General features: G+C 61.6%; 15 protein-coding genes. 2 read left to right on the top strand and 13 right to left on the bottom strand.

The features are described from left to right. Positions 1 to 284: 284 nt before the first annotated feature. Positions 285 to 668: a hypothetical protein gene (locus D6Z43_RS28120; protein WP_178083606.1), complete on the top strand. Its 384-nt coding sequence runs from the start codon at positions 285 to 287 to the stop codon at positions 666 to 668. On the opposite strand, the gene D6Z43_RS22125 is transcribed toward D6Z43_RS28120, so the two are convergent. The 12 genes from D6Z43_RS22125 to D6Z43_RS22065 all read right to left on the bottom strand — a co-directional run bounded on the left by D6Z43_RS22125 (position 615) and on the right by D6Z43_RS22065 (position 17,677). Then, positions 615 to 1,817 carry an ISL3 family transposase gene (locus D6Z43_RS22125; protein WP_120654111.1) on the bottom strand — a complete coding sequence of 401 codons (1,203 nt, stop codon included), beginning with the start codon at positions 1,815 to 1,817 and terminating at the stop codon, positions 615 to 617. The two genes, D6Z43_RS28120 and D6Z43_RS22125, sit on opposite strands and share 54 nt — an antisense overlap. Positions 1,818 to 1,959: 142 nt before the next feature. Beyond that, positions 1,960 to 3,027: a uroporphyrinogen decarboxylase gene (gene hemE, locus D6Z43_RS22115; RefSeq protein WP_120655331.1), complete on the bottom strand. Its 1,068-nt coding sequence runs from the start codon at positions 3,025 to 3,027 to the stop codon at positions 1,960 to 1,962. A 133-nt stretch (positions 3,028 to 3,160) separates the two neighbouring features. Next, complete coding sequence (locus D6Z43_RS22110) at positions 3,161 to 4,579, bottom strand: FAD-dependent oxidoreductase (protein ID WP_120654174.1); 1,419 nt, start codon at positions 4,577 to 4,579, stop codon at positions 3,161 to 3,163. Positions 4,580 to 4,615: 36 nt separating this feature from the next. Then, positions 4,616 to 9,061 (bottom strand): glutamate synthase large subunit, encoded by a 4,446-nt coding sequence (gene gltB, locus D6Z43_RS22105; protein ID WP_120654173.1) that lies wholly within the window; start codon positions 9,059 to 9,061, stop codon positions 4,616 to 4,618. A 253-nt stretch (positions 9,062 to 9,314) separates the two neighbouring features. Next, positions 9,315 to 11,000 carry an AAA family ATPase gene (locus D6Z43_RS22100; RefSeq protein WP_120654172.1) on the bottom strand — a complete coding sequence of 562 codons (1,686 nt, stop codon included), beginning with the start codon at positions 10,998 to 11,000 and terminating at the stop codon, positions 9,315 to 9,317. A 9-nt stretch (positions 11,001 to 11,009) separates the two neighbouring features. Next, positions 11,010 to 12,113, bottom strand: coding sequence for a 3-dehydroquinate synthase (gene aroB, locus D6Z43_RS22095; protein ID WP_120654171.1), 1,104 nt, complete (start codon positions 12,111 to 12,113; stop codon positions 11,010 to 11,012). Between the two features lie 51 nt (positions 12,114 to 12,164). Further along, the gene (gene aroK / locus D6Z43_RS22090) at positions 12,165 to 12,683 is read right to left on the bottom strand and encodes a shikimate kinase AroK (RefSeq protein ID WP_077524753.1); all 519 of its coding nucleotides are present in this window, start codon (positions 12,681 to 12,683) and stop codon (positions 12,165 to 12,167) included. Positions 12,684 to 12,688: 5 nt separating this feature from the next. Further along, positions 12,689 to 14,791: a type IV pilus secretin PilQ gene (gene pilQ / locus D6Z43_RS22085; RefSeq protein ID WP_120654170.1), complete on the bottom strand. Its 2,103-nt coding sequence runs from the start codon at positions 14,789 to 14,791 to the stop codon at positions 12,689 to 12,691. A gap of 57 nt (positions 14,792 to 14,848) precedes the next feature. Then, entirely contained in the window at positions 14,849 to 15,382 is a 534-nt protein-coding gene (gene pilP, locus D6Z43_RS22080) for a type 4a pilus biogenesis lipoprotein PilP (RefSeq protein ID WP_120654169.1), read from the bottom strand. Continuing rightward, positions 15,379 to 16,002, bottom strand: a complete 624-nt coding sequence (pilO, locus tag D6Z43_RS22075; RefSeq protein WP_120654168.1) for a type 4a pilus biogenesis protein PilO — start codon at positions 16,000 to 16,002, stop codon at positions 15,379 to 15,381. The genes pilP and pilO overlap by 4 nt, the downstream gene beginning before the upstream one ends. Further along, a complete protein-coding gene (gene pilN, locus D6Z43_RS22070) occupies positions 15,999 to 16,613 on the bottom strand; it encodes a type 4a pilus biogenesis protein PilN (RefSeq protein WP_120654167.1) in 615 nt (204 codons plus the stop codon). Before pilN ends, pilO begins: the two co-directional genes overlap by 4 nt. After that, positions 16,613 to 17,677 carry a pilus assembly protein PilM gene (locus D6Z43_RS22065; RefSeq protein ID WP_120654166.1) on the bottom strand — a complete coding sequence of 355 codons (1,065 nt, stop codon included), beginning with the start codon at positions 17,675 to 17,677 and terminating at the stop codon, positions 16,613 to 16,615. Before D6Z43_RS22065 ends, pilN begins: the two co-directional genes overlap by 1 nt. A gap of 184 nt (positions 17,678 to 17,861) precedes the next feature. On the opposite strand from D6Z43_RS22065, the gene D6Z43_RS22060 reads away from it, so the two are divergent. Then, positions 17,862 to 20,297, top strand: a complete 2,436-nt coding sequence (locus D6Z43_RS22060; RefSeq protein ID WP_162945865.1) for a penicillin-binding protein 1A — start codon at positions 17,862 to 17,864, stop codon at positions 20,295 to 20,297. A gap of 56 nt (positions 20,298 to 20,353) precedes the next feature. Here the strand turns inward: D6Z43_RS22060 and D6Z43_RS22055 are convergent, their stop codons facing one another. After that, positions 20,354 to 21,622, bottom strand: coding sequence for a malic enzyme-like NAD(P)-binding protein (locus D6Z43_RS22055; RefSeq protein WP_120654164.1), 1,269 nt, complete (start codon positions 21,620 to 21,622; stop codon positions 20,354 to 20,356). Between the last annotated feature and the right edge of the window lie 27 nt (positions 21,623 to 21,649).

Genomic DNA, 21,649 nt, shown 5'->3' with positions numbered 1-21,649 from the left:
GACAAGGGCGAGGGCCGGCGCGAAAAGCACCAAATCCACGCGGCAACTCCGCGTCCGGCAACGGCGGAAAGCGCACGCCAAAACTACAAGGAGCTAATCTCGCGTATCTCTGAAAATAATCTGTGCCCCGCAGCAGTACCGTCCGCCACCCTACTCTCCGGCTGCGCCAGCATCGTCGGTGACAGCAGTTACCCGTCGCCGTTTCCAGCACCCCAGGTGGTGCTAGCTTCGAGGTCAAGGACAGCACGGGCAAGGTGGTGCATTCCGGCACGACGCCCGCCACCGTGACCCTGAAATCGGGCGCCGGCTATATCGATGGCGCCGAATACACCATCGCCTTCAAGAAGGACGGCTACGAAACCCGGCAGATTACGCTGTACTCGTCCCTGAGCGGCTGGCACTGGGAAAACATCCTGTTTGGTGGCGTGATCGGCCTGCTGATTGTCGATCCGTTGACCGGTGCGATGTACAAGCTTCCCGAAGAAGCCACGTTGAACGTGGGTGCTAACGTTGTGGGACAAGCCGCTGGTAAGCGGCCTCACGCTGCTGACCATCTATCAAGTGCCCGAGGCCCAGCGGGACGAACTGATCAGGATCAACTGAAAAGAAAAGGTTCATCGCGCTTTCCCGGGGAAGGCGGCCTTGATCTTCAGGAAGAAGTAGGCTGAGTCCCGGAAGCCATAGGCCATGCGTTTGATCACCTTGATGCGGTTGTTCACGCCCTCGAGGACGCTGGTGTGCAGGGGGAAGCGAGCACTGGCGAGGATGCCCCGGACGTATTTGCGCAGGTTGCGGGCAAAGCGTTGCAGCGGCGCGAGGCCGCTGTCCCGGGCGTGCCGCAGCCAGGTTCGCCAGCGCCGCCAGCCCTCGCGTACGCTGGGGGCGTACCAGAGGTCCTTTAACGCATCCTTGAGCACATAGACCGTGGCCAGTGGCTGATTGGCCGCGAGCAGTTCCTGCAACTGCACGGCCTGCCCGTCCTTGAGGTTTTCGCGATTGCGCAGCAGCAGCCAGCGGCTCTGCTTGACCACCTTGCGCGCCGGTTTGTCTTCGCGCAGGAGGTTGGCCTGGTCGACCCGAATACGGTCGATCACCTCGCGGCCGTAGCGCGCCACCACATGGAACAGGTCGTACACCACTTCGGCCTGCGGGCAGTGCTGCTGCACTTCCAGGTCGAAAGCGGTGTTCATGTCCATGGCCACCGCCTCGATCTGCTGGCAGCGCGCACCGAGGAGCTCGAAGAACGGGCGAATGGCCTCGCGGCTATTGCCGTGGCCGACCCACAGCACTCGCGTGCGCTCGGCATCCATGATCACCGTGGCGTAGCGATGGCCCTTGTGCAGGGCAAACTCGTCCATCACCAGGCGGCGTACGTCGCCCGGCTCGAAGGCCCCTACTTCAGCCTCCAAACGGCGCTGGTCGAGGGTCTTGAGGGTGTGCCAGTGCAGGCCGGTGAGGCGGCTGACCTGGCTGATCGGCAGCAGTTGCAGCAAGCCCTCGAGCCAGACCCGCAAGCGCTGGGTCAGGCGGGAGGCCGGCGCCAGCCAGTCGATCCGCTCCGTCACGCGCCCGCAGCTGAGGCAGTCGAGGCGACGCACCGGCAATTGCAGCAGCACCCGCTGGTCCAGCAGGTCACGCTCGCGCACCTGGCGCATGCGCCGCTCGTGGATCAACGGGCAGGGCTGGTGGCAGCGGCCACACACCGGCAGACGCTCGGCTTGGGGCTCCAGGCTGATCAACAGCGTGTGGGGATCGGCTTGGCGACAGGCAACGACGTCGTAGCCTGGCCAGAAAGCGGCAAGATCAATAGGATGCACGGCGACAGCAGGGGGTGGGGATTGGTGTGTTTGGCGACTGCCAATCTACCCGCTTCCCTGACTGTCAACTCGCTCTTCCCCCAGACTCCGCGAAGAACCAAAGAAAAGGCCGCGAAAGCGGCCTTTTCTTTTTGCCTCGGGGTCAGGCGTGGTACTGCGCCGAAAGCTCGTGCACCGCCTCGAAGAAGGCGCCGGCGTGGGCCGGGTCGACTTCCGGAGTGATGCCGTGACCGAGGTTGAATACGTGGCCAGAGCCCTTGCCATAGGCTGCGAGGATGCGGCCCACCTCGGCGCGGATGGCAGCCGGGTTGGCGTAGAGCACGGACGGGTCCATGTTGCCCTGAAGGGCGACCTTGTCGCCGACACGGGCGCGGGCGCTGCCGATGTCGCAGGTCCAGTCCAGGCCCAGGACTTCGGCTCCGCTGTTGGCCATGGATTCCAGCCAGAGCCCGCCGCCCTTGGTGAAGAGGATTACCGGTACACGACGGCCATCGTGTTCGCGGATCAACCCGTCGACGATCTTCTTCATGTAGGCCAGGGAGAATTCCTGGTAGGCCGCCGCCGAGAGGCTACCGCCCCAGGAGTCGAAGATCTGCACTGCCTGGGCACCGGCCTTGATCTGGCCGTTCAGGTAGACGGTCACCGATTGGGCCAGCTTGTCCAGCAGGGCGTGCATGGCTTGGGGATTGTCGTAGAGCATCGCCTTGGACTTGCGGAAGTCACGGCTGGAGCCGCCTTCGACCATGTAGGTGGCAAGTGTCCAGGGGCTGCCGGAGAAGCCGATCAGCGGCACGCGGCCGTTCAGTTCTCGGCGGATGTTGCGGACGGCATCCATCACGTAGCCCAGGTCCTGCTCCGGGTCCGGGATCGGCAGGGCTTCGATGTCGGCCAGGCTGCTCACGACTTTCTTGAAGCGCGGACCTTCGCCGGTCTCGAAGAACAACCCCTGGCCCATAGCGTCGGGGATGGTGAGGATGTCGGAGAAGAGGATCGCCGCGTCCAGCTGGGGATAACGATCCAGCGGCTGAACGGTGACTTCGCACGCCAGCTCGGGGTTCTTCATCAGGCTGACGAAGTCACCGGCCTTGGCGCGGGTGGCACGGTATTCCGGCAGGTAACGACCGGCCTGGCGCATCATCCAGACGGGAGTGACATCAACGGGCTGCTTGAGCAGGGCGCGGAGGAAACGGTCGTTCTTCAAGACGGTCATGGCAGTGTCCAACGAAAAAGTGCGGGCATTTTCGCAGAGCCCAATGCAAAAGGCACGGCGGGTGCCGTGCCTTTTGTCCATCGCGACGAATTGACGCGCCATCCGGTATTTCCAAGCGTCGCGAGCGCGCGGCTTAGACGCCGAGGTAGTCGAGGATGCCCTCGGCGGCGGTACGTCCTTCGAAGATCGCCGTCACCACCAGGTCGGAACCACGGACCATGTCGCCACCGGCGAAGATCTTCGGGTTGCTGGTCTGGTGCTTGAATTGCGACTGCGCAGGGGCTACCACGCGACCTTGGCTGTCCAGGCTGATGTCGAACTGCTCGAACCAGGGAGCCGGGCTCGGACGGAAACCAAAAGCGATCAGCACGGCTTCGGCCGGGATGATCTCCTCGGAGCCCGGGATCGGCTCGGGGCTGCGACGGCCACGGGCGTCCGGCTCGCCAAGACGGGTCTCGACCACCTTCACGCCTTCCACCTTGTCTTCACCGACAATCGCGATGGGCTGGCGGTTGAAGAGGAACTTCACGCCCTCTTCCTTGGCGTTCTTCACCTCTTTGCGCGAACCCGGCATGTTCTCTTCGTCACGGCGGTAGGCACAAGTAACGGCCTTGGCGCCCTGGCGAATGGAAGTGCGGTTGCAGTCCATCGCGGTGTCGCCACCACCCAGGACCACCACGCGCTTGCCCTTCATGTCGACGAAGTCCGCGGGGGACTTCTCGAAGCCGAGGTTGCGGTTGACGTTGGCGATCAGGAAGTCCAGCGCGTCGTGCACACCCGGCAGGTCCTCGCCCGGGAAGCCGCCCTTCATGTAGGTGTAGGTGCCCATGCCCATGAACACTGCATCGAACTCTTCGAGCAGCTGGTCCATGGTCACGTCCTTGCCCACTTCAGTGTTCAGGCGGAACTCGATTCCCATGCCGGTGAAGACTTCGCGGCGACGGCTCAGTACCTGCTTCTCGAGCTTGAACTCGGGGATACCGAAGGTCAGCAGACCACCGATCTCCGGGTTCTTGTCGAAGACCACCGGGGTCACGCCGTTGCGCACCAGGACATCGGCGCAGCCCAGGCCAGCCGGGCCCGCACCGATGACGGCAACGCGCTTGCCGGTGGGCTTGACCTTGGACATATCCGGACGCCAGCCCATGGCGAAGGCGGTGTCGGTGATGTACTTCTCCACCGAGCCGATGGTCACCGCACCGAAGCCGTCGTTCAGGGTGCAGGCGCCTTCACAGAGGCGGTCCTGCGGGCACACCCGGCCACAGACTTCCGGCAGGGTGTTGGTCTGGTGCGACAGCTCGGCGGCGGCCAGGATGTTGCCTTCCGATACCAGCTTCAGCCAGTTCGGAATGAAGTTGTGCACCGGGCACTTCCACTCGCAATACGGGTTGCCGCAGCCGAGGCAGCGATGAGCCTGGTCAGCCGCTTGCTGCGGCTTGAACAGATCATAGATCTCGACGAATTCCTTCTTGCGCTGGCGCAGAAGCTTCTTCTTCGGATCCTTGCGCCCGACCTCGATGAACTGGAAGTCGTTGTTCAGACGTTCAGTCATTAAAAAAACCTCATCAAACCACTTCAGGCGCTGTTGTTATTGCGGGTTGGCACGGGTGCTGGAGAGCAGCGAAGCGAGGCTCGCGGCTTTCGGCTTGACCAGCCAGAACTTGCGCAGGTAATCGTCCAGGTTTTCCAGCAGATGGGCACCCCAATCGCTGGAAGTTTCCTTCACGTACTCGACCAGCACGCCGTGCAGGTGGCTACGGTAGGCCTCCATGGACTCGTTGCTGATACGCTGGATCTCCACCAGTTCGTGGTTGACGCGGTCGACGAAGCTGTTGTCCTGGTCGAGCACATAGGCAAAGCCGCCGGTCATACCGGAGCCGAAGTTGTAGCCGGTCTTGCCGAGGACGCAGACGAAGCCGCCGGTCATGTACTCGCAGCAGTGGTCGCCAGTGCCTTCCACCACGGTGTGGGCACCGGAGTTACGCACTGCGAAACGCTCGCCTGCGGTACCCGCAGCGAATAGTTTGCCGCCGGTGGCGCCGTAGAGGCAGGTGTTGCCGACGATAGCCGAATCCTGGCTCTTGAACGGGCTGCCTTTGGGCGGAGTGATCACGACCTTGCCGCCGGTCATGCCCTTGCCCACATAGTCGTTGGCATCGCCTTCGAGGTAGAGGTTCAGACCGCCGGCGTTCCACACGCCGAAGCTCTGGCCTGCGGTACCACGGAAGCGGAAGGTCACCGGGGCGTCTTTCATGCCCTGGTTGCCGTGACGACGGGCGATCTCGCCGGAAATCCGCGCGCCAATGGAGCGGTCGCAGTTGCAGATGTCCAGATCGTAGACGCCGCCAGTCTTGCCTTCGACGGCCGCTTTGGAAATGTCCCACATCTTCTCGGCCAACAGGCCCGGGTCGAAGGGCGGGTTCTTCTCCACTTCGCAGAACTGTGGCTTGTCGGCCGGCACATGGTCGCTGCCCAGCAGCGGGCTGAGATCCAGGTGGCCCTGCTTCTCGGTATCACCCGGCAGCAATTCCAGCAGGTCGGTACGACCGATCAGTTCGCTCAAGCTGCGCACGCCCAGCTTGGCCAGCCATTCACGGGTTTCTTCGGCAATGTAGGTGAAGAAGTTCATCACCATTTCGACGGTGCCGATGAAGTGGTCCTTGCGCAGCTTGTCGTTCTGGGTGGCGACGCCAGTGGCGCAGTTGTTCAGGTGGCAGATACGCAGGTACTTGCAACCCAGGGCAATCATCGGGGCGGTACCGAAGCCGAAGCTTTCGGCGCCGAGGATGGCGGCCTTGATCACGTCGAGGCCTGTTTTCAGGCCGCCGTCGGTCTGTACACGTACCTTGCCACGCAGGTCGTTGCCGCGCAGGGTCTGGTGGGTTTCCGCCAGACCCAGTTCCCACGGGCTGCCGGCGTACTTGATCGAGGTCAGCGGGGATGCGCCGGTGCCGCCGTCGTAACCGGAGATAGTGATCAGGTCGGCATAGGCCTTAGCCACGCCAGCGGCGATGGTGCCGACGCCAGCTTCAGCCACGAGCTTCACCGAGACCAGCGCCTGCGGGTTGACCTGCTTGAGGTCATAGATCAGCTGGGCCAGGTCTTCGATGGAGTAGATGTCGTGGTGCGGCGGCGGCGAGATCAGGGTGACGCCAGGCACTGCATAGCGCAGACGGGCAATCAGACCGTTGACCTTGCCACCGGGCAGCTGGCCGCCCTCACCGGGCTTGGCGCCTTGGGCAACCTTGATCTGCAGCACTTCGGCGTTGACCAGGTATTCCGGGGTGACGCCGAAGCGGCCGGTCGCCACCTGCTTGATCTTGGAGCTCTTCACCGTGCCGTAGCGCGCCGGGTCTTCACCACCCTCACCGGAGTTGGAGCGGCCGCCCAGGCGGTTCATGGCTTCGGCCAGGGCCTCGTGGGCCTCGGGGGAAAGTGCGCCCAGGGAAATGCCCGCCGCATCGAAGCGCTTGAAGATGGACTCCAGCGGCTCGATTTCGTCCAACGACAGCGGCTGGTCGATGGTCTTGACCTTGAGCAGGTCGCGCAGCATCGATACCGGACGGCTGTCCACCAGTGCGGTGTATTCCTTGAACTTCTCGTAGTTGCCCTGCTGCACGGCTGCTTGCAGGGTGTTCACCACGTCCGGGTTGTACGCGTGGTACTCACCGCCGTAGACGAACTTCAGCAGGCCGCCTTGCTGGATGGCCTTGCGGTTGTTCCAGGCTTCGAAGGCCAGCAGCTTCTGCTCGGACTCGATGTCGACGAAGCGCGCACCTTTGATGCGGCTGGCAACGCCACGGAAGCTGAGGTCCACCACTTCTTCCGAGAGACCCACAGCTTCGAACAGCTGTGCGCCACGGTAGGAAGCGATGGTGGAGATGCCCATCTTCGACAGGATCTTCAGCAAGCCCTTGGAGATGCCTTTGCGGTAGTGCTTGAAGACCTCGTACAGATCGCCCAGCACTTCACCGGTGCGGATCAGGTCAGCCAGCACTTCATAGGCGAGGAACGGATAGACCGCGGACGCACCGAAGCCAACCAGCACTGCGAAATGGTGCGGGTCCCGGGCAGTGGCGGTCTCGACCAGGATGTTGCAGTCGCACCGCAGGCCTTTCTCCACCAGGCGATGATGCACGGCGCCAACAGCCAGGGAGGCGTGAGCCGGCAGCTTGCCAGGGGCGATGTGGCGGTCGGTCAACACCAGCAGGGACTTGCCGGAACGCACAGCCTCTTCGGCCTGGTCGGCGAAGTTGCGTACGGCGGCTTCGAGGCCGAGACTCTCTTCGTAGTTCAGGTCGATGATCTGCCGCTCGAAGCCCGGACGGTCCAGGCTCATCAGCGCGCTCCACTTGGCCGGGGAGATCACCGGGCTGCTGAGGATCACGCGGGTGGCATGGTCAGGCGACTCGCTGAAGATGTTGCGCTCGGCGCCGAGGCAGATCTCCAGGGACATCACGATGGCTTCGCGCAACGGGTCGATCGGGGGGTTGGTGACCTGAGCGAACTGCTGGCGGAAGTAGTCGAACGGCGAACGCACGCGCTGGGACAGCACGGCCATGGGCGTATCGTCGCCCATGGATCCGACCGCTTCCTGCCCTTGCTCGGCCAGCGGGCGCAGTACCTGATCACGTTCTTCGAAGGTGACCTGGAACATCTTCATGTACTGCTTGAGCTGGTCGCTGTCGTAGCTGGCCACACCGTGGTCGTCATCCAGCTTGGCCTGGATGCGCACAGCGCTCTGGCGAAGCCACTGCTTGTACGGGTGACGCGACTTCAGGCGGCTGTCGATGTCTTCGGTGTTGAGGATCTGACCGGTCTCGGTGTCCACCGCAAGAATCTGGCCCGGGCCGACACGCCCCTTGGCGAGCACATCTTCCGGCTTGTAGTCCCACACGCCGATTTCCGAGGCGAGGGTGATATAGCCGTTCTTGGTGGTCACCCAACGGGCCGGACGCAGGCCGTTGCGGTCCAGCAAGCAGACGGCATAACGGCCATCGGTGAGCACGACACCGGCGGGGCCGTCCCAGGGCTCCATGTGCATGGAGTTGTATTCATAGAAGGCGCGCAGGTCGGCATCCATGGTTTCCATGTTCTGCCAGGCCGGCGGGATGATCATGCGCACGCCACGGAACAGGTCGATGCCGCCGGTGACCATCAGCTCGAGCATGTTGTCCATGCTGGAGGAGTCGGAGCCCACGCGGTTGACCAGCGGGCCCAGCTCGTCGATGTCGGGTAGCTGCTCGTTGGCGAACTTGGTGCGACGGGCAACCGCCCAGTTGCGGTTACCGGTGATGGTGTTGATTTCGCCGTTGTGGGCGAGGAAGCGGAAGGGCTGCGCCAGCGGCCACTTCGGCAGAGTGTTGGTGGAGAAGCGCTGATGGAAGACGCAGATAGCGGTCTGCAGGCGTTCGTCACCCAGGTCCGGGTAGAACTGCTGCAGGTCGGCCGGCATCATCAGGCCTTTGTAGATGATGGTCTTGTGGGAGAAGCTGCAGATGTAGTGGTCGGCGTCCGCGGCATTGGCCACGGAGGAGCGACGACGGGCGCTGAACAGCTTGACTGCCATTTCCTGGTCGCCCAGGCCTTCACCACCGATGAACACCTGCTCGATCTGCGGCAGGCGCTCCAGGGCCAGGCGGCCGAGGACGCTAGTGTCCACTGGCACCTTGCGCCAGCCAATCAGTTGCAGGCCGGCAGCAAGGATTTCGCGATTCATGTTTTCGCGAGCCGCTTCGGCGCGAGCCGGGTCCTGGTTGAAGAAGACCATGCCGACCGCGTACTGGGCAGGCAGCTCGACCGAGAAAGTTTCCTTGGCAATCGCGCGCAGGAAAAGGTCGGGCTTCTGGATCAACAGACCACAACCGTCGCCGGTCTTGCCGTCGGCATTGATGCCGCCGCGGTGGGTCATGCAGGTCAGGGCTTCAATGGCGGTTTTAAGAAGATGGTGGCTCGCCTCGCCCTGCATATGGGCGATCAAGCCGAAACCGCAGTTATCCTTGAATTCATCAGGATGGTACAGACCTGCTTTCATAGGGGAACTCTCACCAGGGTTGCCTTCAGAAAAAGGCAGAATTGCTTTGTAATTCAACTCCTTACCATACGCGCAGGACTTGACGCCAGCTTTTGCGTAGGGCAAAGGGAGGTCATTGTACATAGCCCATTGGTCGATCACAAATCTTCGCGACCAATCAATGAAAGCCAATGTCGCAAAAATGAATGAATGAACCGGGAGGTCGTGCTAGCGACCACCCAGTCAAAAGGCGGGGGATCAGGCTCGCAGAATACTAGCGAGCCATTTCCTGCTTGATGCTGGCGAAAGTCTTCGGCCAGGGTTTACCAGCCTGAACCTTGGCCGGCAAAGATTTGATCGCAGCCTGTGCTGCGGTTCGGCTTGGGAAGCTGCCGTAGGTTACGACGTAAAGCGTCTTGCCCTGGTGTTGCTTCTTGAAATAGCGGTACTGCCCCCCATTCTGCTGAACGAAGGCCTTGGCGCTATTTTCCGAACTGGTACCGAGCACCTGCAGAGCGAAATGGCTGCCCGTCTGGCCACTGTACCAGCCATTGCCCGCAGCACCGCCGGTCGATGCAGCCGCCGTTGGCGCAGGCGCAGGCTTCTCAGCCGGCTTGGCAGCAGCCTGAGCAGGAACAACAGCTGGTTTGGCAGCAGCGGCAGGCTTAGTTGCGGCGGCCGGCGCGGTAGCCGATGCCGATGCAGGGGCAGCCGGTTTGGGCGCAGCTACCGGAGCGGCAGGGACCGCAGCAATGGGCTGGGCCGGCGTGGGCAATGGCTGCGCCGACGCGATGGGCTCCACAGGCGCAGTCGGTGCCGGGCCAGCGGTCGCGCCCTGCGGCGGCGCAGTGGTGGTGACCGTAGGCGGTAGGCTGGCACCCCCTTCAGGCGCCGGGCTGTCTTCCGGCTCACCCTGACCAGCAGCCTGGGCCAACGGCTCACGAATCACCGGCTGGGCCTCGCCCACCAACGGCAACGGCAGCGGCTGCGAGGAACCCGCGAACTCTACGGCTGGCGAGCCGGCATCCCCACCACTGGCCGCCTGACCGGCAGGCGCCTGCCCCAAGGGCAATTGGGCAGTGGCGGATGCAGTCTCAGCGGTACTTTCGTTGCGACCCTGCATCATCCAGGCAGCAATCACACCGACCCCGACCACGGCCAGGGCGAGCAGGTGCTTCTTCGGCAGACTGAAGCCACCAGTGGATTTCCGCGAAGCTCCGCGCTCTGCGAGCATGGTTTCGATCATGAGATCGCGCGCAACCTGGTTGATCGAACCCGGCCAGCCGCCGGACTGCAGATGAATTTCTTCCACCTGCTCATCGCTGAGCAACTCGATCCCGCGTCCCGCACCTTCCAGGCGCTGGGCGAGGTACTCGCGAGTTTCTTCCGGGCCATAGGGCTGCAGCTCGATTACATGGAATCGCTCCTCGCCCTCAACCAGCGCATCCAGGCGCGCAAGCAGGGAGTCCTCGCCGAACAGGAAAACGTGAGTGCGCGCTTCGACATTGCCCTCGGCAAGGGACAGCAGGTTTTCCAGGGAGGCGTCGTCCAGTTCCTCCGCGTCGTCCACGAGGAGGTAGACCTCCTGACCGGTCAGGGCAAGCTGGCCGACCTGGGCAAGAATGGAGCGTACATCAGCCTGCGCAACGCTCAGTCCCTGAGCGATCTGGCGCAGCATTCCGCCAGCCTCGACCGAATTACGCGCCGAAACCACCAGACTCTGAACCGCTTGCTTATTGGTGCTCGCCACGAGGGCCTGACGCAGCAGAGTCTTGCCACTGCCATGGGGGCCGCTCACCACCAGCATCAACTGGCTGTAGCGCGCCAGGTGGTGCAGTTGACCCAGCACCGGCTTGCGCTGGGCCGGAAAGAACTTGAAGCCAGGCACCCGCGCCGCGAACGGGTCATGGGTGAACTGGTAGTGACCTAGGTAGGCCTCGTCGGCGTGCAGGCTGCTCATGGGAATCCTTTACTCTCCAAGCTTGTCGGCCAGGGCGCGATAGTCGGCGGCCAGGGTGGCCTCGAGCACGTCACGCGAATAATCGGCAGTCACGACGGCATCACCAATCCGGCGCAACAGCACCAGGCGCAATTGGCCATCGAGTACCTTCTTGTCTACGGCCATGTGCTGGAGGAAATGTTCCGGCGTCATGTCCATTGGCGGTACGACCGGCAAGCCGGCACTGCGCAGCAAGCGAATCGCCGCGTCGCGCTCGTCGGTGGAAATCCAGCCCAGACGGCTGGACATCTCCAGGGCCATGACGGTACCCGCGGATACCGCCTCGCCATGCAGCCAGGCACCATAACCCATATGGGTCTCGATGGCGTGACCAAAGGTGTGGCCCAGGTTGAGGATGGCGCGCAGCCCGGACTCACGCTCATCCACGCCCACCACCCGCGCTTTGGCGGCACAGGAGCGCTCGATGGCCTCGGTCAAACTGCCGGCGTCGAGACCGCGCAGGGCAGTCATCTTCCCTTCCAGCCACGGCAGGAAAGGTTCGTCGCAGATCAGGCCGTACTTGATCACTTCGGCCAGTCCGGCAGACAACTCGCGCTCCGGCAGCGTGCGCAGGCTGTCCGTATCGATGATCACCGCCTTGGGCTGGTAGAACGCACCCACCATGTTCTTGCCCAGCGGATGGTTGATCCCGGTCTTGCCGCCAACCGAGGAGTCCACCTGAGACAGCAGCGTCGTAGGCACCTGGATGAAGTCCACGCCACGCTGGTAGCACGCGGCGGCAAAGCCGGCCATGTCGCCAATAACCCCGCCCCCCAGGGCGATCACAGTAGTGCGGCGATCATGGCGATCACCCAGCAGAGCGTCGAAGATCAGCTGCAAAGTTTCCCAGTTCTTGTGCGCCTCGCCGTCGGGCAATACCACCGGCAGGACCGAGTAGCCCTGCAAGGTCTGGGTCAGCTTTTCAAGATAGAGGGGCGCCACAGTCTCGTTGGTGACGATGGCCACCTTGCGACCGGCGATGTGCGGCGTGAAAAGTTCCGGACGCGATAGCAGCCCGGAACCAATATGGATGGGATAGCTACGCTCGCCAAGATCGACCTGAAGTGTCCGCATGGGGCCCCCGATATAAAAAGGGCTAAAGGATAGCGCAGTTCCGCCCGCGCTTTAACGGGGCGGGAGTGCCTGTAGGCGCGCCAGTATTTCTTGAACCACCATGCGCGGCGGCCGCTCATCGGTTTCGATGATGATGTCAGCGATCTCCCGGTAGAGCGGATCGCGAATGGCCATCAGGTCGCGCAGCACCTTGCCCGGATCGGCTGACCGCAACAACGGTCGATTACGATCACGCGAGGTGCGCTCGATCTGCTGCTCCACCGAGGTGTGCAGATAGACGACCCGACCACCGCCACGCAGAGCCTGGCGATTGGCCGGACGCAGAACCGCGCCACCGCCAGTCGCCAAAACGACGCCGTCATGACCGCAGAGTTCCTCGATCATCGACTGTTCGCGATCGCGAAAACCCTGCTCGCCTTCGACGTCGAATATCCATGGGATATCCGCTCCAGTGCGCTGTTCGATTTCCTTATCGGAGTCCTTGAAGGGAAGTCGCAGTTCTTTAGCAAGCAAACGCCCGATGGTGCTTTTTCCTGCTCCCATCGGGCCAATCAGAATCAAATTTCGCACCGATATCAGCGACTCACCGCAATGGCCTGGTTATTCATAATGCGGGGAGTGAGGAATACCAGGAGCTCGGATTTCTTGTCCTGAACCACGTCGCGACGGAACATGCGGCCGAGGAAGGGCAGGTCGCCGAGGAAGGGCACCTTGTCCACCGCCTTGGTTTGGGTGTTGGAGAATACCCCACCTATCACGATGGTTTCACCATCATTGACCAGTACCTTGGCGTTTACCTCGTTCTTGTTGATCGGCGGCACACCGTTCAGGGCGTTGCCGAAGTCCGGAGCGTCCTTGGTGACCTTGACCTCCATGATGATGCGGTTGTCCGGAGTGATCTGCGGAGTCACTTCAAGGGAAAGGGCCGCTTCCTTGAAGGAGGTGCTGGTGGCGCCGCTGGAGCTGGCTTCCTGATAAGGCACTTCCTGGCCCTTGAGGATCTTCGCGGTTTCCTTGTCGGAGGTGACCACCTTGGGCTGCGATACGATTTCGCCGTTACCGGTCTTTTCCATCGCCGACAGCTCAAGGTCGAGGATGGTGTTGTCGGTAATGAAGCCGATGCCGATGCTCGAGGTTGCGCCAGTGGCGCCCAGATCGACGAAGGGCGCGTTGGCCAGGTTCACGTTGCCAGCCTGGTTGGCAGCCGGACGGCCGGCACCACCGCCACCGATGACAAAGTTGTTGTCGCCAATGCTCGCACCACGCCAGTTGACGCCAAGCGCCTTGTCGTAGTCGACGTTGGCTTCGACGATGCGCGCTTCGATCATTACCTGGCGAACCGGGATATCCAGCTGGGTCACGATACGACGCAGCTCTTCCAGTTTGTCCTGGGTCTGATAGGCGATGATGCTGTTGGTGCGGTCATCCACAGTAATGGAGCCGCGCTCATCAGCGCCGGCAGCACTCGGGTCACCGCTGGTGACGGACTGGAACAGCTTGGCAATGTCCGCGGCCTTGGCGTAGTTCACCTGGATCAGCTCACGACGCAGTGGAGCCAGTTCAGCGATCTGTTTCTGCGATTCCAGTTCCTGGCGTTCGCGGGCAGCGATCTCGTCTGCAGGCGCGACCAGCAACACGTTACCCACTTTGCGCTTGTCCAGGCCCTTGGTCTTCAGGACCAGATCCAGCGCCTGATCCCAAGGCACGTTCTGCAGCCGCAGGGTGATGTTCCCCTGAACGGTATCCGACGCCACCAGGTTGAGGTCGGTGAAGTCGGCGATCAGTTGGAGTACGGAACGAACGTCGATGTCCTGGAAATTCAGAGACAGCTTCTCGCCGGAGTAGGCGAAACGCTCAGTCTTGCGTTTTTCCACGTCATCCTGAGTCAGCGGCTTGATACTGACGGTCAGTTTGTTGTCGGTCTGGTAGGCGAGGTAGTCGTAGTACCCGGTGGGTTCGATACTGATACTGGCGTTACTGCCGGAGCCGGAAGCGCTGACGAACTGCACCGGAGTGGCAAAATCCTTCACGTCGAGACGGACGCGCAGCGGCTCAGGGATCTGAGTCTTGGAGAAGTCCAGGCGAATCTTTCCGCCCTGTTCCTGGATATCCGGGCTGACACTGGGGTCTGACAGGGTGATGACCACATTACCCTCACCCTGCTCGCCGCGCTGGAAGTCGATATTCTCGATGGCACGCCCAGTACTGGCGTAGCTCTTGGCCGACTGGGAAGCAGTCAGGGGCGCGGCCACGGGAGCCGGGGCGGATGCCACGGGGCGAGGCGCTGTAGACGAAGTCGCGGAATCGCCCACCAGCACATAGAGATTGCGGCCATCAACACGGGTGCTGTAGGGCACCAGGGTCGACAGGTTGATGATCAGGCGAGTGCGATCCTTGGCTTCCACCACGGTCACGCTACGAGCGTTCCCTACACCCAATTCGCGGTTCTTGGAACCCAGCTTGTTGGACACACCTGGCAAATCCAGGGCGATACGCGCAGGCTGCTCGATGGTATAGCCACGCGGAGCCGTCACGGGCTCGTCGAATGCCAGTTTGAGTTCAACCCTGTCGCCTGGGAGAGCCGCGACATCCAATGCCTGCAGGTTCGCAGCCAATAGCGCTGGCGACAGCAGGGCGGCCAATAGCGTGATACCAAGGCGCGATAGCGAGCTTTTCATCATCTGGTTCCGTTGTGCAGACCGGTAGTTATTCTTCATCGGTGATTCACCTCGCCCTCAAGAGCGCTCCCTGAGCGCGAGACTACGTGGACGCTCCAGCCATCCGCCTTCCCCGTCCGGGACGATCTCGATCACGTCGACCTTGGCTTCGTCGATATCGACGACACGGCCATGGTTGCGCCCCAGATAATCCCCAACCTTGACCCGGTGCACCCCTCCAGCGCCACTGACCAAGGCAAAGGTCCCCGAGCCGTTGGACAACGTGCCCACCATCTCGAAGGATTCGATATTGAAGCCTTCGAGGAACTGCTTGACCCGAGTTTCATCCGGGTGAATGTCCTTCGAACCCTTCTGCTGCTTTGCCAGGTCGATCTTGATCGGCGGCTGGAAGGGGCTGCGCAAGGCGGCAGCGCTATAGGTAAACGCCTCGTAAGGCTGGAACTTCGGCAAGGGTTCTATGGAGCCCTTGGGTCGGGCGCGCACTTCATCCATGTAGGCCTGTAGATCGCCAAAGTCGTTGCCGACGCCACAGCCGGAAAGGCCGGCCAGCATCAGGGCACAGAGCACCAGTCGGGCGCGAGGACTACTCATTTCTGCAGCCCCTTGTCGTTGTAACGGTAGGTCTTGGCCAGGATCGACATGCGCAGCTTGGAACCGCTGTCGTCGGAAACCGGCTTGATCTCAAAATCATGCAAAGTCACGATTCGCGGCAGGCTGGCCACGCCACTGACGAAGGTAGCCAGGTCGTGATAGCCGCCTACTACGGAAATCTGAATCGGCAGCTCGATATAAAACTGCTGGGCCGCTTCCGGAAGCAGCTTGATTTCCTCGAACTCGAGACCACTGCCCAGGCCGGTACGGGTAATGTCTTCCAGCAAACCCGGCACCTCGGTGTCGCTCGGCAGCTGGCGCAGCAAGGCACCGAAGGAGGTTTCCATCTCCTTCATCTGCTCCTTGTAGGCTTCCAGGTTGGCAGCCTGGAACGCCTTGGTAGCGAACTGTTCCTTCAAGGTTGCTTCTTCGGCGCGCTTCGAGTCCCACTGGAGCTCGAGGTCCTTGAGGTGGAAGTTGTAACCCAGCACGAGCACGAGAATCAGCAGCAAGATGCAGGCAATGACCTTGACCGCGATGGGCCAGGAGCCGAGGTTGTTGACGTCGAGATCGGCGAGATCGATCTTGCGCAGACTTTCCAGGGAGTCGGAGAAACTCATTTCGCGGCTCCTTTATTGGCGGTGTTCGCGTTCGCAGCACCAGGCTTGCCGTTTTCTTCCTCTGCGCCCGGCTGGGTCTGCTGCACAGTCAACTGGAATACGTTGGCCTGATCCACCGCACCAGCGGTAACCGCCTTGACGCCGGTTAGGTTGGGTGCGGTCAGCCACTCGGAGGCATCCAGGTTGCGCATCAGGTTGGAAACCCGATTGTTCGACTCAGCCGCACCAACGATGGCGATGCTCTTGCCTGTCATCTTCACGCCCGTGAAGAAGACGCCATCAGGCAGCGTCCGAACCAACTGATCGAATACGCGACCGATGATCGGCCGGTTGCCCTGAAGGTCCTGGATGATCTTCATCCGCTCGAGAAGCTGCTGACGACGAGTCTTCAGCTCACTGATTTCCTTGATCCTGGCGTCCAGGACAGCGATTTCCTTGCGCACGAAGTCGTTGCGCGCCTGCTGGTTCTCGATTGCGCTGTTCAGGTATTGGTCGCCGAGGAACACTGCGCCAGCGCCCAGGGCCAGAATGACCCCGAGCGCGATCAGGAATCGCTGTTTGCGTTCCTCGCGTAGCTGCTCACGCCAAGGGAGTAGGTTGATGCGCGCCATCAGTCGAAACTCCTCATCGCCAAGCCGCAAGCAATCATCAGCGCAGGCGCATCGCTGGCCAGGGCACCCGCATTGACCTTGCTACTCAGCGCCATGTCGGCGAAGGGGTTGGCAACCAGGGTCGGCGTACCGATCTTCTGCTGGATCAGGCGATCCAGATCAGGAATCGAGGCCGTACCGCCGGCCAGGAGGATGTAGTCCACGTCGTTGTACTGGCCCGCGGCGAAGAAGAACTGCAGCGATCGGGATACCTGCTGGACGACGGCATCCTTGAACGGTTGAAGGACCTCGCTGTCGTAGTCATCCGGAAGACCGCCTTGCTTCTTGGCAAGACCAGCTTCCTCGACCGAAAGCCCATAGCGACGCTGAATCTCCTCGGTCAACTGGCGACCACCGAAAAGCTGCTCCCGCGTATAAATGGTACGACCGTTGTGCAGCACGCTGAGGGTCGTCATGGTGGCGCCGATATCAACAACCGCCACGGTAAGTTCGTCGTGGGAATCACCGAGCTGGGCCGAAAGCAGTGAATAGGCGCGTTCCAACGCGTAAGCCTCGACATCGACGACCTTGGCGGTAAGTCCTGCCAGGGCAAGCGCTGCCTCACGTACTTCGACGTTTTCCTTCCGGCAAGCAGCCAGAAGTACGTCGACCCGCTCCGGATTGCGAGCCGAGGCGCCTTGCACCTCGAAGTCGATGGCGACTTCTTCCAACGGATAGGGAATGTATTGGTCGGCCTCGATTTTCAGCTGATTCTCCAGATCATCATCGGAGAGACCGGCTTCCATCTCGATGGTCTTGGTAATCACGGCCGAGCCTGCCACGGCGACCGCAGCGGCCTTGACCCCGGTTCGCGCCTTGGTGACAACGCGGGAAAGCGCCTGCCCAACGCCCTCCAGTTCCGCGATGTTCTTTTCGACAACCGCATTTGGAGGGAGTGGCTCGACGGCATAGGACTCCACTTTGAAGCGGCTTCCCGAGCGACTCAATTCAAGGAGCTTGACTGAGGTCGAGCTGATGTCGATCCCCAACAGCGAATTCGCTTTCTTATTGAAGAGCCCTAGCACGACCGATTTCCTATCAGCGTCCGAGACTTACGGACGATTTATGTTTTTCCACATTAAATAGCAGTCTTGACAGAAGCGCAAATGGCTCCCCCGGAAAAAAAACGCTTATAATGTGATCGGCTTTTGCCTTTTATCATCGCCTTTCGCTTAACTCATTCTTTTGTCTGGAAATCCACAAGCCTTGATGCGCCTGCTGAAGTTTTTCTGGTGGTCTTTCGTTGCCGTTTTCTGTGGCCTATTGCTCAGTTTCAGCGGCGCCTACCTCTATCTTAGCCCCAGCCTTCCGTCCGTCGACTCGCTGCGCCGAATTCAGCTCCAGATCCCGCTGCGCGTATATAGCAGCGACGGCAAGCTGATCGCCGAATTCGGCGAGATGCGCCGTTCTCCGGTGCGTTTCGCCGACATTCCGCCTGATTTCATCCAGGCGCTGCTAGCCGCCGAAGACGACAATTTCGCGAACCATTATGGCGTCGACCTCACCAGCCTGATGCGCGCTGCCACGCAATTATTGAAGACCGGCCACATCCAGACGGGCGGCAGCACCATCACCATGCAGGTAGCGAAGAACTACTTCCTAACCAGCGAAAGAAGTTTCTCCCGCAAGATCAATGAAATATTGCTGGCCCTTCAAATTGAACGGGAACTCAGCAAAGACGAAATTCTTGAACTTTATGTGAACAAGATCTACCTCGGTAACCGTGCATACGGTATCGAGGCCGCCGCACAGGTCTATTACGGCAAGTCCATTCGCGAAATCAGCCTGGCGCAGATGGCCATGATCGCCGGCTTACCCAAGGCACCCTCCCGCTTCAACCCGCTGGTCAATCCGACCCGCAGCAAAGAGCGTCGCGACTGGATTCTTGGCCGCATGTACAAGCTCGGACGAATCGACGAGGCCCGCTACCAGCAGGCCCTCAACGAGCCGATCGACGCCAGCTACCACGTTCCGACCCCGGAGCTCGCTGCTCCCTATATCGCAGAGATGGCCCGAGCCGAAATGGTAGGTCGCTATGGCAGCGACGCCTATACCGAAGGTTTCCGGGTCACCACCACGGTTCCCAGCGACCTTCAGCAGGCCGCCAACTCCGCCCTGCGCGAGGGCCTGATCGACTATGACCAGCGCCACGGCTATCGCGGCCCCGAAACCCGCCTGCCAGGCATGACCAAGGAGACCTGGCTGCAGGAACTGGCCAAGCAGAAATCCCTGGGCGGCCTGGAACCGGCCATCGTTACCCAGGTAGAGAAGAGCGGCATCCTGGTCCTGACTCGCAGCGGCCAGGAAGAAGCAGTGGGCTGGGACAGCATGAAATGGGCCCGCCCCTTCCTCAACACCAACAGCCTCGGCCCTCGCCCTCAGCAGCCCGCGGACGTAACCCAAGTTGGCGATCTGGTCCGCGTTCAGCGCCAGACCGATGGCAGTCTGCGTTTCGTCCAGTTGCCCGCGGCGCAAAGCGCACTGGTTTCCCTGGACCCGAACGACGGCGCCATTCGTTCGCTGGTCGGCGGTTTCTCGTTCGAACAGAGCAACTACAACCGCGCCGCCCAGGCCAAGCGCCAACCGGGCTCCAGCTTCAAGCCCTTCCTTTATGCCGCCGCCCTCGACAACGGCTTCACTGCCGCGAGCCTGGTGAACGACGCCCCGATCGTCTTCCAGGAGGCGGGCATGGAAGAAGCCTGGCGTCCGAAGAACGACAACAACACCTTCCTCGGCCCGATCCGTCTGCGCGAAGCGCTGTACAAGTCGCGCAACCTGGTATCAATCCGTGTTCTGCAGGCAGTCGGGATCGACTACGCACTGAACTATGTCAGCCGTTTCGGCTTCAACAAGGATGACCTGCCGCGCAACCTGTCCCTTGCCCTGGGCACCGCCAACCTCACGCCGCTGGAAATCGCCGGCGGCTGGAGCACTTTCGCCAACGGCGGTTACAAGGTTCAGCCCTATCTGATCGAGCGCATCGAGAGTCGGGATGGCAAGACCCTGTTCGTCGCCAACCCGCCACGGGTTCCGGAGGGGGAAGTGCAAGCTAGCGAGGTCGCACAATCCACCGCAGCGCCAGACACCCTGCTCGCTTCCGCCGATGCGGCCGCACCTCAGAGCCCGGCTCCGGCCTTGGCCGAGCGCATCATCGACCCCCGCACCACATTCATCCTCAACAGCATGCTGCAGGATGTGATCAAGCGCGGCACCGGTCGCCGAGCCCTGTCCATGGGGCGTAGCGATATCGCCGGCAAGACCGGGACCACCAACGAATCGAAGGACAGCTGGTTCTCCGGCTACAACGCCGATTACGTGACCACCGTCTGGGTCGGCTTCGACCAGCCGGAAAGCCTGGGTCGACATGAGTACGGCGGCACCGTCGCACTTCCGATCTGGATGGACTACATGAGCGCCGCACTGAAAGACAAGCCAGCCCATGTCCAGCCTGAGCCCGCCGGCCTGCTGACGCTGCGCATCGACCCACTCAGCGGCCGCGCAGCCAGCCCCGGAACGCCGGATGCCTTCTTCGAGCTGTTCAAGAGCGAGGACACCCCACCGCCTATGAGCGAACTCGAGCCCGGTCTGGCCATTCCCGGCAGCCCGCTGCCGGCCGACGAAGCCGCGCCTATCGACCTGTTCTGAGAAACAGGCACGCATAAAAAAGCCCCGCATTGGCGGGGCTTTTTTTGCGTCTCGGCTTAGCCGTTGAACACTTCATCCACCGACTTCAGCGGATAGTGTTTCGGATAAGGCAGGGTCGCCACACCGGACTCGATGGCAGCCTTGGCCACAGCGTCGGAAACGACGGTGATCAGACGCTTGTCCATGGGTTTCGGAATGATGTACTCGCGACCGAACTCCAGAGAGCTCACGTTGTAGGCGTCGCAGACGTCCTTGGGCACCGGCAGTTTGGCCAGATCGCGCAGGGCCAGGGCAGCGGCGATCTTCATCTCTTCGTTGATGCGAGTGGCGCGCACGTCCAGGGCACCGCGGAAGATGAAGGGGAAGCCCAGAACGTTGTTGACCTGGTTGGGGTAGTCGGAACGACCGGTGGCCATGATCACGTCGTTGCGGGTCTCGTGAGCCAGTTCCGGCTTGATTTCCGGGTCCGGGTTGGAGCAGGCGAAGACGATCGGGTTGGCCGCCATGCGCTTCAGGTCTTCCGGGCTCAGCAGGTTGGCGCCAGAAAGGCCAACGAACACGTCAGCACCATCCAGAGCTTCGGACAGGGTGCGCTTGTCGGTTTCGTGGGCGAAGACGGCCTTGTACTGGTTCAGATCGTCGCGACCGGCGTGAACCACGCCCTTGCGGTCGATCATGAAGATGTTCTCGACCTTGGCGCCCATGCTCACCAGCAGTTTCATGCAGGAGATGGCGGCCGCACCGGCACCGAGGCAGACGATCTTGGCTTCAGCCAGGTTCTTGCCAGCAATTTCCAGGGCGTTGAGCATGCCGGCAGCAGTCACGATGGCGGTGCCATGCTGGTCGTCGTGGAAGACCGGGATGTCGCACTGCTCGATCAGTGTGCGTTCGATCTCGAAGCACTCGGGTGCCTTGATGTCTTCGAGGTTGATGCCACCGAAGGTGATGGAAATGCGCTTGACGGTGTCGATGAAGGCTTGAGGGCTTTCAGCGTCCACTTCGATGTCGAATACGTCGATGCCAGCGAAGCGCTTGAACAGGACGCCCTTGCCTTCCATTACCGGCTTGGAAGCCAGCGGACCGAGGTTACCCAGGCCGAGAATTGCAGTGCCATCGGAAATGACCGCTACCAGGTTACCCTTGCCGGTGTACTTGTAGGCCAGTTCGGGATCACGCGCGATCTCGCGTACCGGCTCGGCGACGCCCGGGCTGTAGGCCAGCGAAAGGTCGCGGGCGGTGGCGGTCGGCTTGGTCAGCTCGACGCTGAGTTTCCCGGGGCGGGGTTGGGCATGGTATTCGAGAGCGGCCGTTTTCAGATCAGACATTTTGGCATTTCCGCTTTTGCTTGTGAC

It is taken from the genome of Pseudomonas sp. DY-1, assembly GCF_003626975.1.
Lineage (GTDB): Bacteria > Pseudomonadota > Gammaproteobacteria > Pseudomonadales > Pseudomonadaceae > Metapseudomonas.
The sequence above is the reverse complement of the archived record's forward strand: the minus strand, read 5'-3'. Positions and strand labels throughout refer to the sequence as shown.

Excerpts from the sequence above, each read along its gene's own strand:
- pilP (WP_120654169.1), bottom strand. The coding sequence starts at position 15,382 with ATGAGTAGTCCTCGCGCCCGACTGGTGCTCTGTGCCCTGATGCTGGCC.
- aroB (WP_120654171.1), bottom strand. The coding sequence starts at position 12,113 with ATGCGGACACTTCAGGTCGATCTTGGCGAGCGTAGCTATCCCATCCAT.
- D6Z43_RS22110 (WP_120654174.1), bottom strand. The coding sequence starts at position 4,579 with ATGACTGAACGTCTGAACAACGACTTCCAGTTCATCGAGGTCGGGCGC.
- D6Z43_RS22055 (WP_120654164.1), bottom strand. The coding sequence starts at position 21,622 with ATGTCTGATCTGAAAACGGCCGCTCTCGAATACCATGCCCAACCCCGC.
- pilN (WP_120654167.1), bottom strand. The coding sequence starts at position 16,613 with ATGGCGCGCATCAACCTACTCCCTTGGCGTGAGCAGCTACGCGAGGAA.
- pilQ (WP_120654170.1), bottom strand. The coding sequence starts at position 14,791 with ATGAAAAGCTCGCTATCGCGCCTTGGTATCACGCTATTGGCCGCCCTG.
- hemE (WP_120655331.1), bottom strand. The coding sequence starts at position 3,027 with ATGACCGTCTTGAAGAACGACCGTTTCCTCCGCGCCCTGCTCAAGCAG.
- D6Z43_RS22060 (WP_162945865.1), top strand. The coding sequence starts at position 17,862 with ATGCGCCTGCTGAAGTTTTTCTGGTGGTCTTTCGTTGCCGTTTTCTGT.
- pilO (WP_120654168.1), bottom strand. The coding sequence starts at position 16,002 with ATGAGTTTCTCCGACTCCCTGGAAAGTCTGCGCAAGATCGATCTCGCC.
- D6Z43_RS22100 (WP_120654172.1), bottom strand. The coding sequence starts at position 11,000 with ATGAGCAGCCTGCACGCCGACGAGGCCTACCTAGGTCACTACCAGTTC.
- gltB (WP_120654173.1), bottom strand. The coding sequence starts at position 9,061 with ATGAAAGCAGGTCTGTACCATCCTGATGAATTCAAGGATAACTGCGGT.